At 75.8% G+C, this 13,280-nt stretch carries 10 protein-coding genes and 1 pseudogene; 2 read left to right on the top strand and 9 right to left on the bottom strand.

Annotated features, from left to right (window positions below; genetic code table 11):
- The 5 genes and pseudogenes from ACFF45_RS34040 to ACFF45_RS34020 all read right to left on the bottom strand — a co-directional run.
- Positions 1-297 (bottom strand): annotated as a pseudogene (locus ACFF45_RS34040) (hypothetical protein); the annotation flags it as partial.
- Positions 298-415: 118 nt separating this feature from the next.
- Positions 416-574 (bottom strand): DUF6760 family protein, encoded by a 159-nt coding sequence (locus tag ACFF45_RS34035; RefSeq protein WP_381350842.1) that lies wholly within the window; start codon positions 572-574, stop codon positions 416-418.
- A complete protein-coding gene (locus ACFF45_RS34030; RefSeq protein WP_381350841.1) occupies positions 571-1,065 on the bottom strand; it encodes a hypothetical protein in 495 nt (164 codons plus the stop codon). Before ACFF45_RS34030 ends, ACFF45_RS34035 begins: the two co-directional genes overlap by 4 nt.
- Positions 1,062-1,502 carry a phage tail protein gene (locus tag ACFF45_RS34025; protein WP_381350840.1) on the bottom strand — a complete coding sequence of 147 codons (441 nt, stop codon included), beginning with the start codon at positions 1,500-1,502 and terminating at the stop codon, positions 1,062-1,064. The genes ACFF45_RS34030 and ACFF45_RS34025 overlap by 4 nt, the downstream gene beginning before the upstream one ends.
- A 35-nt stretch (positions 1,503-1,537) precedes the next feature.
- Entirely contained in the window at positions 1,538-3,100 is a 1,563-nt protein-coding gene (locus tag ACFF45_RS34020; RefSeq protein ID WP_381350839.1) for a phage tail sheath family protein, read from the bottom strand.
- A gap of 248 nt (positions 3,101-3,348) precedes the next feature.
- On the opposite strand from ACFF45_RS34020, the gene ACFF45_RS34015 reads away from it, so the two are divergent.
- Complete coding sequence (locus ACFF45_RS34015) at positions 3,349-5,166, top strand: eCIS core domain-containing protein (RefSeq protein ID WP_381350838.1); 1,818 nt, start codon at positions 3,349-3,351, stop codon at positions 5,164-5,166.
- Between the two features lie 12 nt (positions 5,167-5,178).
- On the opposite strand, the gene ACFF45_RS34010 is transcribed toward ACFF45_RS34015, so the two are convergent.
- From ACFF45_RS34010 to ACFF45_RS33995, 4 genes are all read right to left on the bottom strand, one after another.
- Positions 5,179-7,263, bottom strand: coding sequence for an ATP-binding protein (locus tag ACFF45_RS34010; RefSeq protein WP_381350843.1), 2,085 nt, complete (start codon positions 7,261-7,263; stop codon positions 5,179-5,181).
- Between the two features lie 38 nt (positions 7,264-7,301).
- A complete protein-coding gene (locus ACFF45_RS34005) occupies positions 7,302-8,015 on the bottom strand; it encodes a Pvc16 family protein (protein ID WP_381350837.1) in 714 nt (237 codons plus the stop codon).
- A complete protein-coding gene (locus tag ACFF45_RS34000; RefSeq protein ID WP_381350835.1) occupies positions 8,012-11,236 on the bottom strand; it encodes a hypothetical protein in 3,225 nt (1,074 codons plus the stop codon). The genes ACFF45_RS34005 and ACFF45_RS34000 overlap by 4 nt, the downstream gene beginning before the upstream one ends.
- 135 nt (positions 11,237-11,371) lie before the next feature.
- A complete protein-coding gene (locus ACFF45_RS33995; protein ID WP_381350834.1) occupies positions 11,372-12,139 on the bottom strand; it encodes a helix-turn-helix transcriptional regulator in 768 nt (255 codons plus the stop codon).
- A 200-nt stretch (positions 12,140-12,339) separates the two neighbouring features.
- On the opposite strand from ACFF45_RS33995, the gene ACFF45_RS33990 reads away from it, so the two are divergent.
- On the top strand, positions 12,340-13,280 hold a 941-nt coding region (locus tag ACFF45_RS33990; protein ID WP_381350833.1), incomplete at its 3' end, for a COG1470 family protein.

The raw sequence follows: 13,280 nt of genomic DNA, 5'->3' as shown, positions 1-13,280 counted from the left end.
GGCCCGCAGCAGCAGCGGCCCCCCGCCGGCGCGGGTGGCCCGGGGCGCGGCCGGGCGGGCGACGCCGCGCACCAGGCCGGCCGGGGCCGAGGGCAGCACGGCGTGGCCGAGGTCGCCGCCGAACGACGGGTTCCGCCAGGCGGCGAGGCCCGCGCGGAAGGTGAGGCCGTCGCTCACGCCGAGCGGCGCGCGGGAGAGCGTCAGCTCCGGCGCCGCCGTCCGGCGCCAGCCGCCGTCCCAGTCACCGGGCACGGCGGAACCCTGCACGGCGGAACCCGGCACGGCGGGATCCGGCACGGCGGGATCCGGACCGCCGGCCGCCGTGGGGCCCGGTCCGCCGGACGCGTCCGGCACCGCGCCCCCGCCGGCCGGCCGTGCGGCCCGGCGGCGCCACCTGTCCCGCCATGCCATGACCTCAGCCGCCTTCGTTCACGCGGGTGTTGATACGGGCGATCTCGGCCGCCCACTGCTGCCGCTCGCCGTGGGTGAGGTCGAGGATCTCCTCGCGGGACCAGTGGAAGTGATAGGCGATGTACGCGACCTCCTCCCGGAGCCGGGGCAGGGCGTACGTCACGATTCCCCCAGGCGCCCACCCGAGAGGTCGACCTCGAAGCCGCCCTCGCAGTGCGGGCAGGTCACCGCCGCCCGGGTGTGGCCCTCGCTGTTGACCCGGCGGTAGAAGTCCTGGAGGAAGGCGACGTCGGTGGCGTACATCCGCTCCACGACCCCGGCGTGCACGTCCGTGATGGAGCCGATCCGGGTGATCACCTGGCTGAGCAGCACCACGCTCAGATACGCCGGGTTCTCCTTGACCCGCAGGTCGATCTGGGGCCGCAGCTCGTCCCGGGCCGTCGCCAGGCGCATCGCGCCGTGCCGGTGCACCGTGCCCGCCTCGTCGACGTAGCCGCGCGGCAGTTCGAACTCGAACTCGGTGCGCAGCCCGTCTTCCTCCCGTGCCGGCGGGGCGGCGGCGGGGGGTGCCGCCGGCTGCCCGGTCGCCGGGGCGGGCGCCGTCACCTGGAGGAGCTCGTCCAGGTTGCCCGCCGTCACCGTACGGCGCCTCATTCGACGATGATCTCCTCGAACACGATCGTGACGGACTCGGTGGCCGCGGACGACTCGCCCGCCTTCAGGGACGGGCCCTCCCACTTGGAGGCCCAGCCCTGCATCAGCTGGATGCGGCGGACCGTGTTGCCCTCGGTGTCCTTGATCTCGATGGTGAGGTTCTGACGCGCGGCGTTCACGGCCCCGTTGTTCAGGGTCTCCTTGATCCAGTCGGTGAACTCGCTGCTCTGGTCGAGCCCCCGGGTGATCGTGATCTCACCGGCCTGCCGGGCACCCGGCTGCTTGCGGATGATCTGCTTGCCCTCCGCGGTGACCTGCTTGACCTCGACGACGTCCTCCTCGACGGTGAAGCCGCTGATCTCCTGGATCGACTCGACCAGGTAGCCGCCGAGCTGCACGCCGAAGACATGGGTGGAAAGAGCATCGCCCGTTGCCATGACTGTCTGTCACCTTTCCTTGCCGGACCCGCGGGTCACTCGTCGATGAGGCTGGTGCTGTCGGAGAACTGAGCCAGCCGGAACACCACGAACTCCGCGGGCTTGACCGGCGAGACGCCGATCTCGCAGACGACCCGGCCCTGGTCGATGGACTCCTGCGGGTTGTTGTCGCGGTCGCACTTCACGTAGAACGCCTCCTCGGCGGTGCGGCCGAACAGCGCGCCCCGGCGCCACTCCTCGGTGAGGAACGCCGTGACGTTGCGCCGGATGCTCGACCAGAGCCGGTCGTCGTTCGGCTCGAAGACCACCCACTGGGTGCCCAGGAGGATCGACTCCTCCAGGTAGTTGAACAGGCGGCGCACGTTCAGGTAGCGCCAGGCCGGGTCGGAGGAGAGGGTGCGGGCGCCCCAGATCCGGATGCCCCGGCCGGGGAAGGCCCGTACGCAGTTCACGCCGATCGGGTTCAGCAGGTCCTGCTCGCCCTTGCTGAGCCGCAGCTCCAGGTCGACCGCGCCGCGGATCACCTCGTTGGCGGGCGCCTTGTGCACCCCGCGCTCGGCGTCGCTGCGCGCCCAGACACCGGCGACGTGGCCGCTGGGCGGGACGGTGGTGTTGCGGCCGGCGGCCGGGTCGAAGACCCGCACCCACGGGTAGTAGAGGGTGGCGTACCGGGAGTCGTAGCCCGCCTCGTCGTTGCGCCAGGCGCGCACCTGCTGGGCGGAGAGGCCGGGCGGGGTGTCCAGCACCGCCACCCGGTCGCCCATCTGCTCGCAGTGCGCGATCACCGCGAGCTGCACGGTGCGCACGCCCTCGGCGTCGATGTCGCCGCGCCGGTAGGCGCTCATCAGGTCCGGCACCGCGACCATGGTGATCTCGTCGATGGTCTCCAGGCCGCCGAACCCGGTGCGGGCCGCCGTGTCGCCGACGTACTCGGCCGCGCCGAGCCGGGACACCTCGCCGGAGCCGGACGCGGCGGGCGCGGCCGGCGCGTCCGGCAGCGTCACGGTCTGGTTGGCGGGCCGGCTCTGGGCGGCCCCCTGCTGCTCGGTGACCTCGATCAGCTGCGAGCCGCGGGCCTGGGTGACCAGGTAGCCCTTGACGTTCCTGCGGGTGGAGGCCTCGTAGGTCTCCGCCACCTGGTCGCCCTGGCGGACCAGCACCTTGAAGCGGTCCTCCGGCGGGTTCTCGCCGCCGGCGTCGGCGACCTCCACCGCCACCCCGGTGACGCCCGGCCGGGCCGCGACCAGGAAGCCGCCGAGCTCGACCGGCTGCGCCGCCCGGTTCCCGGGCCGGTGCCGGCCGCCGTCGGCCGCGGGGGCGGAGGAGTCCTCGGCGGAGCCGCCGATCCGGACGACGTACGCGGCGCCGCCGCCGTTGGCGAAGTACCCGTAGACCGCGTGCGGCAGGTAGGTGCCCTCGGTGAAGCCGCCGAACAGCTGGGTGTACTGGTCCCAGCTGGTGACCAGCGTCGGCGTGTGGAACGGACCGCTCTGGGCGAACCCGACGAACGCGGCGACGGCGGTGCCGACCCCCTCGATGGGCCGGGCACCGGACTGCACCTCCTCCACGTACACGCCCGGGGTGAGGTACGTCGGCATGCTCGCTCCTTCGGGTCCTTGCGGGGTCGGTCACCTGTGTCCAGGGCGAGTCTGCGCGGCGGGCCCGCCGGGCGGCAGAGTCCCGCGGACCCGGGCGGGGGCAGGGCCGCTGCCTCCGGTACCCCCCGCGGGCGGTCCGGGCGCTCCCCGCCGTTGCCCTCCCGCCTGCCCGCGCGGCCCTGGACGGCCCGCCGTCCCGCACGGTCCACTGGGGGCCGCGGCGGGGTGCGCCGAGGAGGAGGCAGCGGATGCGGACGTCCAGGGCGCACGGCGAGCGGGCCGAGGACCAGCAGGCGGCGCGCGGCCCGGCCGGCATCCGGCGGGAGACGCCCGCGGGCGCCGCCGTACCGCCCCCGCTCACCGCCGACGCGCTCCGGGCGGCGCAGCGCGGTGCGGGCAACGCCGCCGTCACCGGCATGATCGCCCGCCGCGCCCGGCCGGCTCCGGCCACGGAGCAGCAGCCCGACCAGGACCCGGGGGTGCACCAGGTCCTGCGCTCGGCCGGCACCCCGCTGGCCGCGCCGGTGCGCCAGGAGATGGAGTCCCGGTTCGGCACCGACTTCTCCGACGTGCGGCTGCACACCGGGCCCGCCGCCGCCCGCTCGGCGCGGGCCGTCGGCGCCCGCGCCTACACCTCCGGCAGCCATGTCGTGGTCGGTGACGGCGGCGGCGACAAGCACACCCTCGCCCACGAGCTGACGCACGTCGTCCAGCAGCGCCGCGGACCGGTCGCCGGCACGGACAACGGGGCGGGGCTGTCGGTGTCCGACCCCTCGGACCGCTTCGAGCGGGAGGCCGAGGCGACGGCCACCCGCGTGATGTCCCGGCCGGTGGGCGAGCCCGCGGCGGCGCAGGCCGCACCGGCGGTGGTCCCCGCCCCGGCGTCCGGGCTTCCCGTGCAGCGCATGGAGGGCTTCGAGGTCGAGGTGGACAAGCGGATCAAGGACCGGCTCGGCCAGAAACTCGCGGGCGACACCAGTCTCGCGAGGAGCCAGCGGGAGAACGTCACCGTCGTCTCCGACAGCAGGCGCCTGGACGCCGGCGGCAGTTACTCGAACGTCGAGTTCGTCACCGGCGCCGTGCAGGTGGTCGGCTCCAAGGCGGAGACCGGTCCGGAGGAACTCGACCGGATCGCCGACGAGATCAAGAGGGTCCGCGACGCCTTCTACGCCGCGGTCAACGGGACGCCGCTGGAGACGGCCACGGTGGACCTGGACGTGCTGCCCGGCGGGCAGGGCGTGACGCTCAGCGACGAGGGCTACACCGAGAAGGCCGGGCGGCCGGGGCTGGGCGACGGGCTGTACGTCCAGTACACCATCGGCGTGCCGCTGGCCGGCGTCCCCCTGATGTTCGAGCACTACCGGCAGGAGGCCCCGAACGTGGCGCAGGCCACCCTGCCCCGGGCCCTGTTCCGGCTCAACCAGGCCAAACCGTTCGCGGCGACCGAGGTGGAGAAGTTCGACAAGTCGGCCACCGGCAGGAAGCGCAACCGGGCCCAGACCGACCTGGACGCCCTCGACGGCTTCCTCCAGCTCTACTACACGCAGGTCGCCGCCATGGCCGACTACGTCGCCCAGGACCAGGACAGCGGCCAGATCAAGAACCTGACCATCTTCCTGTCCCGTTCGCGGCTCACCGACGCGTACCGGCTCCTCGACGCGGACGTCCAGGCCTACCTGAAGCGGAACAACAACCACATCGTCACCCGGCTGTCGAAGTTGCAGGAGAAGACCCAGACGCCGGGCGAGACACTGTCCTTCTTCGACAACGGCACCCGTGCGCTGCCGGGGCTCGAACCGGTCACCCTGGAGACGTACGCCAAGTCGGCCCTGCGGGGCGAGCCGAGCGTGTCCCAGCAGCAGGTGTTCGGCGGCATGAACGAGATCGCCCCGCACGCGGTCGAGGGCTCCACCGTGATCCCGATGGAGATCCGCGCGATGGGCAACTACTACAAGACCTGGGACGAGCTGAAGGCCGAACTGCGGAAGATCGCGGGCTGGGCGCAGGAGGGGTACGAGAGGGACCGCGAGATCCAGGGCGCCGGCTCCGGCGCCTCCCGGCGGTGACCGCCCCGCCCCTCAGGCCTCGCCGGCCGCCGCCAGGTACGGCCCGAACTCGCCCTCCAGGATGAGCCGTCCCAGCTTGCGGTACTCCTGCGCGACCGCCGTCACCAGCTGCGCCATGGTCAGCGGCGTGCCGGACTCCGCCGCGAGGTAGGCGGCGGTCACCGCGCAGGCCCGGATGGAGCCGCCGGCCAGTTCGAAGCGGTCCGCGCAGAACCGCAGGTCGAGATCGCCGGCCCGGGGCAGGCGGTCGCCCAGGCAGCGGTCCCACAGGGCGAGACGCCGGCCGGCGTCGGGCACCGGGAAGTCCGCCACCACGTCCAGGCGGCGCGTGAACGCCTCGTCCAGGTTGGCCCGCAGGTTGGTGGTCAGCACCGCGATCCCGTCGAACGACTCCATGCGCTGGAGCAGGTACGCCGACTCGATGTTGGCGTGCCGGTCGTGCGCGTCCTTCACCTCCGAGCGCTTGCCGAAGATGGCGTCGGCCTCGTCGAAGAGCAGCACCGCGTTGACCGCGGACGCCTCGGTGAAGATCCGCTCCAGGTTCTTCTCGGTCTCCCCGACGTACTTGTCGACGACCGTGGACAGGTCCACGACGTACAGGTCCATGCCCAGGTCCGCGGCGACGACCTCGGCGGACATGGTCTTGCCGGTGCCCGACGCACCGGCGAACAGCGCGATCACCCCGCGTCCCCGGCCGCCGCCGGGCCGCATGCCCCACCGCCCGAGCACCTGGTCGCGGTGGCGGGCGCGCAGCGCGAGTTCGCGCAGCCGCCGGTGGGTGGGCGGCGGGAGCACCAGGTCGTCCCAGCCGACCCCGGGCTCGATCCGCCGGGCGAGCCGGTCCAGCCCCGCGCCGTTCTGCGCCCGCACCGCGGCGCGCAGGTCGTCGGTGCCGACCGGGCGGCCCGCGACCGCGGCCGTGCGCACCGCCACGTCGGCGGCGCGGCGCACCTGCCCGGCGTCCAGGCGGTGCGCGGCGACCGCGCGGGCCAGTTCGTCCGCGGCCGCGGCTGGCACGGCGGAGGCACCGGCGGCCCGCTCCAGGGCGTGCCGCCAGCGCGCCGCCTGCTGTTCGGCGGAGGGCGCCGGCACGGTCAGCACGACGGGGGTGTCGGCCGCCCACGCCGGGTCCCAGCCGACGGCGCCGTGCGTGAGCAGCGGGATCCCGCGCAGCGCCGCGCACAGCGCCCGCAGGGTCCGGGCGCGTTCGGCGGGTTCGGGCGGCAGCGCCTCCAGCGGGCCGAGGACGGCGCCGGCGCCGGTGAGGCGGGCTTCCAGCGCGGCCACCCGGGCGAGTCCGGGTGCGTCGCCGGGGCGCCGGGCGAGCGCCACCGCGTCCAGGACCAGCGGGCGCAGCCCCGCCGCGCGCAGCGCCGCGGTGGCCAGCCCCTCGGCGTCGCCGCCCCGGCCGCGCAGATGGACGAGCCCGCCGCCGGTCGCGGCCGCGGCCGCCGCCCGCCGGACCTCCGCCGCCCCGGCGGCCGGGTCCGGCCGGGCCTCGCCGAGCACCCCCGCGAGCCGCGGGTCGGGCAGCGCGCTGCCCAGCAGGTGCCCGGTGACCCGGTCGGGAACGACCAGCACCCGCGACAGCGGCGGCCGTTCGGGTTCGGTGACCTCCAGCAGGCCGCCCGCGGTCAGCGGTGCCCCGGGGGCGAGCCGGAACCGGCCGGCCGCCGTGCCGCCGAGCCCGCACAGCTCCAGAGCGAGCCCGACCGTGGGCCGGCGCCGCGTCAGGTCGTCGTTGAGGTAGCCGTAGAGCCGCTCGAACCGGGCGTCCAGGTCGGGCGCCACCGCGACCAGCAGCAGGTCCAGGTCGAGCGGGGTCAGCCCGAACCGGCGGGCGAGAGCGCCGAGGAGGGAACCGTCCGGCGGGTGCGCGGTCTCGTGGCCGGGCACGCCGAGCCCGCCCGGCTCGTCCAGCAGGCGTGCCGCCGCCTCGGGGGTGAGGTACTGGCCCCGGTAGGGATCGTCGGGGTCGGGGTCGGCGGCCCGCCGGGCGGCCACCGCCCGCCGCACCCGCTCCTCGACCAGCCCGAGCCGCACCCACAGGTGGTCGACGCCCGCGTGGTCCCCGGGTTCGCCGGTGCCTTCGGGGATCGCGGGCTCGGCGGGCAGCACGGGCTCGGTGGTGTGGGTCACGGCTGGCGGTCCCCCCGGTGGCGGCGCCGGGCGGCCGGGGCGGGTCCCCGTTCACGCGGCCCGGCGAAGCCCTCCTGCGGGCCCGGGTCGCCGGCCTCCGTGTAGCGCAGCCGGCGTCCCGGCGTCGCCTCCCCGCCCTCGCGCCGGGCGGCCGAACGCACGACGAGTCCCTCGGTGACCGGCGGCGCCACGGCCGTGGCCACCCCGGCCAGCGGGGCCCGCACCCGCACCCCCAGGGACGCCTTCAGCTCCCCGCCGAGCGCCGACCACACGTCGGAGGCGGCCGGTGCGTCGAGTCCGGTGCCGGCGGTGTCCAGGCCCACGGTCAGGCCGAGTCCGGCGAGCGTGCCGGTGAGCAGCCGGTGGGGCAGCGTGTCGTGGGCCACCAGGCGGGCGAGGACCTGGGAGAGCAGCCGGTGTTCGTCCTGCGGCCGGTTCGCCCACGCCGTGACCAGGTAGGTCAGCTCGAACCAGCGCGGCGGGCTGCGCCGCGCGACGAGCCGGCCGTCCGCGTCGTACACCTCCCCGGCGCCGCTGCCGCGCCGGGTGGCGTCCTCACGGATGTCGTACAGGAAGGCGCAGACCGTCGGCGCGCTGCGGCGCGCCGCCCAGTCCCGGGTGGGCGCGTCGAAGACGACCTCCACGCCCGACGCCTCCAGGCCGGACTCGCCGAGCAGGCGGCGCAGTGCCTCGTCGACCTCGTGGATCACCGGCGCACCACCTGGTCGGGCGGCTGGACGGTGCCGCTGACCACCAGGAAGTCGGTGCGCACCGGGGAGAACCCGGGGCCCCGGGCGGTGATGACGCGCGGTCCGGTCTGGTCCTTGGCGAGGATGAGCAGCTGGCCGGTGAACGTGCCGTCCCGCCGCGGCACGGTGGGCGCCGCCGCCGCGGTGATCCCCGGGTTCCAGCTGAACCGCACCGGCACGCCCGGCGGGAAGTCCCTGCCGCGCACGGAGGTGACGAAGCCGGGCTTGCCGATCGACGGCACCGCCTCGATGCGCGGCTGGAGCACGCGGATTGGCTGCCGTGCGGTGTTGTCACGCGCGTCGGCGTCCGTACCGGTGGTGGTGAGGTCGCCGGTGACCTGGGCGGTCAGCGCCCTGCGGGGGCTGAGCACGACCCGTACGACGGTGCTCGCGCCGGGCCGGAGGTCCGGCAGCGCGCACACCCAGGAGCGGTCGCAGCCCGCGGGCGGCCCGCTGTTCGGCAGGCCGGCGGGCAGGCCGACGCGCAGCCGCAGCCCGGTCGCCAGCGCGTTGCGCCCGTTGCGCACGGTGTACGTCACCACCACGCGCCCGCCGACGTAGCCGGGGTCGGGCTGGGCGGCGACGCGCACGCCGGGACCGGCGTCCGGGGCGGCGGGTTCCGCGGGCACGGCGGGCGGCGCGCTGGTGGGCGGCCGGGGCGTGGGCGGGCGGATCGTGGGCGGGCGGTTCGTGGGCGGCCCGGGCGTGGGCGGCGTCACCGTGGGCGGTGCGGGCGTGGACGGCGTCGGGCTCGGCGACGTGGGGGGCGGTGGCTCCTCGCGCACCGGCACCACGGTACGGCCCGCGTTGTCACTGGGCTGCGGATCGAGCACGCTGCCGGTGACCGACCAGTCGACCGGCGCGTCGCCGGGGGTGAGGCCGGTGAGGGTGACGTCGACCGGCACGGTGGTGCCGGGCGGCACCACGCCGACGTCGCACTGGAGGGAGGCGGCGTCGCAGGTGCCGCCGGGCCGGGTGATCCGGGTGATCCGCACGCCGGCCGGCGGGGCGACGGTCAGCCGGGTGCCGGGGGAGGCGGCGGGCCCGTTGTTGACGACGTCGACGCGGACGGTGGTGGACCGGCCGACGACGACCTCCGGGGCGGTGCCGGGCGCCCGGACCGCGAGGTCCACGGACTGCTGGACGCTGGGTTCCTTCTGCCGGCCCGGCAGGCCTGCGGTGAGGGGGGTCAGCGTGCCGGAGGCGATGTCCAGCAGGTGCAGCTTCTCGGGGCTGTTGACCGGCAGTCCGGCGCGCGAGCTGAACACCAGGCCGGTGCCGTCGGCCGTCCAGGCGGCGTCCCGGGGCTGGTGCGGGCCGGTGGCCGAGGTGTCGGGCAGCTCCCGGCCGCAGGCGCCGGGCAGGTCGCGGGCGGCGGCGGGCAGCAGCACCCGGCAGTCGTCCCCGGACGGCGAGGTCAGCAGGATGCCGTTGCGTTCGTCGATCCGGCCGGCGCCGTTCTTGCGGTTGAAGGCGATGCTGAGCCCGTCCGGGGAGAAGGCCGGGCTGTCGTCGATGACCTGGCAGTCGCCGGGGCAGACCGTGGCGCTCAGGTCGTGCTGCCGGCTGAGGTCGGCCACCGGCACGGTCCACACGTGCTTGGTGCCGCCGGTCCCGTCGATCACGTGGTTGCGGGTGAAGGCCAGGGTGGTGCCGTCGGAGGACCAGGTGGGCTGGGCGTCCTGGCCCTGGAGCTGACCGGCCGGCGGTACGACCTCGCCGGTGATCGCGCCGGTGGCCACCTCGGCGATGAGGATCCGGCTGGGTCCGGCGGCCTCGCCGGTGCCGCCCGGTGAGGTCCGGGTGAAGGCGAGGTACCGGCCGTCCGGGGAGAACGTCGGGTCGGTGTCCCAGTCGCCGGGGCCGCGTCCGGCCAGCGGCAGCCGGGCCTCGTTCGCGCCGTCCGCGTCGGCCAGCCAGATCTGTTCGGTCCGGCCGCCGTTGCCGTCGTCCTCGAAGCGGGTCACCACGATCCGGCGGCCGTCGGGCGTGTAGTTCTGCCGCTCGGTCCACGGGTCGTACCCGTCTCTCGGCCGGAACAGCGGGTCCTGGGCGGGATCGGTGTTGCTGTCGGCCGCCGGGTCCTCCTCCAGGACCGTCAGCCCCAGGTCGCGCGGGTCGGCGCCGTCCGCCCGGACGTCCTGGAGGGTCACCACGTGCGGGCCGGCCGCCGTGGTGCGCTCCACCACCACGCCACCGCCGTCCAGCGGGCCGATCCAGGTGGGCGAGAGCACCTCGCGGTCCTCGTCGAGCACCAGCGAGGGCACCTGGTCGGAGTGGGCGGTCGTGCGGAACACGTGGTCCCAGTCGCCCTCGCACTCGCAGGTGGTCTCGGGGCTGAGGAACACCAGCCCGTCCCCGTCGGGCAGCCATGCCGCCCCGTGCGCACGCCAGTCGGCCATCGCGCCGCCGAGCAGCGGTTCGTCGCCGTCGCCGTCCGTCACCCGCAGCCGGGGGCCGTCGTCCGTGGTGGCGGTGTACGCGATCCAGTTCCGGTTCTCGTCGTCGTCCACCGGGTTCCACACCGGCTCGCCGGCGGTGCCGTCGGCCGGGTCGGTGATCCGGGTGGCGGTGCCGCCCTCCAGGGGCCGCACGTAGATCTGCTGTCCGGCGAGCGGGTCGCCGTCGCCGGCGTACGCCAGCCGCTGCCCGTCCGGGGAGACCGTCGGGGACTCCTCGTCCGCGGGGGTGTCGGTGAGCCGGGTCAGGCCGGTGCCGTCGGTGCGCACCAGCCACAGGTCGCGCTGCGTGCCGCCGGCGGCGGCCGCGTCGAACACCACCGCCCGGCCGTCCGGCGTCAGCCGCGGGTGTGCCGCGTCCAGGCCGGTGGTGAGGCGGCGCACCGATCCGTCGGCGGCCCGCAGGTAGATCTGCGGGGTCCGCTCGTCGCGGCGGCCGGCGAAGACCAGCTGGTCGCCGAGGGCGGAGGGCTGGACGTCGAAGTGCGCCGGGCCCGCGCCGAACAGCGCGGTACTGGAGGTGGTGGTGTCCACCCGGCCCAGACTGCGGTGCCGGGTCCCGGCGTACGCGATCCGGGTGTCCGCGGCGGCGGCCACCCGCGGCCGGGTCTCGGTGCCGTCCTGCCCGGCGGCGGCCGTGACCCCGAGCAGCGGGACCAGCAGCAGCAGCGACGTGCCGAGTCTGCCCGGGCGGTACCGTCCGCCGGGGCCAGCGGTTCCCATCACGGTCCCCCTCGCAGTGTGGTGCGGCACGGGATGTGCCCCCGCCACCCTGATACGGCCGCGTGCGGCGCGGCAGGGCGGCGGGGCCGCATCCGGGGGAAGCGCGCGGTGCGCTTTCGGGCAATGCCGGGTTCCTCAGATCAGTCCGTTGCGCAGCGCGTAGCCGACCGCGTGGGCCCGGTTGCGCAGCTGGAGCCGCGTGATGATCTCGTGCAGCACGTTCTTGACGGTCCGCTCGGAGTACGCGGTCTTGCGGGCGATCTCCGCGGTGTCCAGGCCCTCCGACACCAGGCGCAGCATGTCCGCCTCGCGCGTGGTCAGCGTGGACAGGGACACCCCCCGCGGGTCGAGCGCCGAGCGTTGCAGGCTGCCCACGTGGCTGAGCAGCTCGCCGAGCAGGTCGCCGGGCAGCACGCCCTCGCCGTTGGCCGCCGCCAGCACCAGGTGCAGGAGCCGGTCCTGGTCGGCCTCGGCGCGCCGCAGCACCGCCGCCACCCCGCACTCGATGACGCGGGGCAGCGCGCCGGGACCGAGGGTGCCGACGACGAGGCCGGTGCGGGTGGCGGTGTTGTGCCGCAGCCGGTGCAGCAGGGCGGCCACGTCGTCGTCGACGTGGTCCACGATCACCAGCGACACCTGGGCCCGGTCCGCGTCGGCGTCGGCGAGCAGGTCCACCTCGGGGCGCTGGCGCAGTTGCTGGACGACGCCGACGCGCAGCACCGGGTCGGCGGCGTAGACGGCGACGGTCACCCGCCGCGCACCGGCGGACCGGGAGGTGCGGGGTGTGACCCGGGCCTGGGCGGGCACACGTGACGTGGTGGTGGAGGCCGGGACGGTGTCCGGGGTGGTGTCCGGGGTGGGGTCCCGCACGATGTCCGGGGTGGTGTCCTCAGGGCAGGTCATGAAGGGTTACCTGTCTCAGTGAGTCCGTACGTCCATGGGGGGTTCGGCGCGGGTGCGCGGTGCGCGCGCCGGGGGCCGGCCCGCGCGGGCGGCAGGCCCCGGCGGTGCGGACCGCGGCGGGCCCGGCGGGCACCGCCACTGCCCGGCCGTTGCCCTCGCGCTCCTCGTGGCGCCCGCGGGCACGGCCCTACCGTGCTGGCGTGACGCCTTCTGCAGCCTCTTCCGGTCCCGGCGCGCCCGGTCTCGACATCCCGTCGGTGACGGTGGCGCCGGGCGACACCGCCACCACCACCCTGACCGTCCGCAACGACAGCGACATCGTCGAGGCGTACGGCCTGGAGGTCGTCGGGGACTGCGCCGCCTGGACCACCGTGGAACCCGCGCGGGTCTCCCTGTATCCCGGCACGTCGGAGACGGTGACGATCCGGCTGGCCCCGCCGCGCTCGCCGCAGGTGCGGGCCGGTGAGACGGCCCTCGGGGTGCGGGTGCTGCCGACCGAGCACCCCGAGTCGGTGCGGGTGCTGGAAACCACCGTGCACATCGAGGAGTTCCACGAGCTGCACACCGAGCTGGTCCCGCGCCGCCGGCGCGGCTGGCTGCGCGGCCGGTACCGGCTGGCGGTGCGCAACCAGGGCAACTCCCCGGTCCGGGTGGGCTTCACCCCCGGCCAGCAGGGCGAGGAGCTCGCGTTCGCGTTCACCCCGGCGGAACCGGCGCTGGAGCCCGGCGAGTCGACCGAGGCCGGGCTGCGGGTGCGCACCGGCAGACCGGTCTGGTTCGGCGCCCCGGTGGTGTGGCCGTTCACCGTGGACACCGCCGAGACCCGCGCCGAGGAGGAGGCCGCCGCGGACGACGGCGCCGGCCGGGCCTCGCTGGACGCGGAGTTCGTGCAGATCCCGATCTTCCCGAGGTGGCTTCTGGTGCTGCTCGCGGCGCTGCTGGCGCTGCTGCTGGCCTGGTTCGCACTGGTCCGCCCCGCGGTGCGCAGCGCCGCCCAGGAGGCGGCCACCGAGGCGGTGCAGCCGCGCCCCACGCCCGCCGGGTCGCAGGGCGGGCAGACTCCGGGCGCGGACGCCGGCGCCGACGCCGGCACGGACGCCCGGCCCGGCGGGATCGGCGCGCCCGCCTCCTGGCCGCCCCC

Source organism: Streptomyces cinereospinus (assembly GCF_042430725.1).
Lineage (GTDB): Bacteria > Actinomycetota > Actinomycetes > Streptomycetales > Streptomycetaceae > Streptomyces > Streptomyces cinereospinus.
Note: the sequence above shows the minus strand (reverse complement) of the source record. Positions and strands in the feature narration are given on the sequence as shown.

Coding starts and splice junctions, on each gene's coding strand:
- ACFF45_RS34030 (WP_381350841.1), bottom strand. CDS start 1,065: ATGAGGCGCCGTACGGTGACGGCGGGCAACCTGGACGAGCTCCTCCAG.
- ACFF45_RS34025 (WP_381350840.1), bottom strand. CDS start 1,502: ATGGCAACGGGCGATGCTCTTTCCACCCATGTCTTCGGCGTGCAGCTC.
- ACFF45_RS34020 (WP_381350839.1), bottom strand. CDS start 3,100: ATGCCGACGTACCTCACCCCGGGCGTGTACGTGGAGGAGGTGCAGTCC.
- ACFF45_RS34015 (WP_381350838.1), top strand. CDS start 3,349: ATGCGGACGTCCAGGGCGCACGGCGAGCGGGCCGAGGACCAGCAGGCG.
- ACFF45_RS34000 (WP_381350835.1), bottom strand. CDS start 11,236: ATGGGAACCGCTGGCCCCGGCGGACGGTACCGCCCGGGCAGACTCGGC.
- ACFF45_RS33995 (WP_381350834.1), bottom strand. CDS start 12,139: ATGACCTGCCCTGAGGACACCACCCCGGACATCGTGCGGGACCCCACC.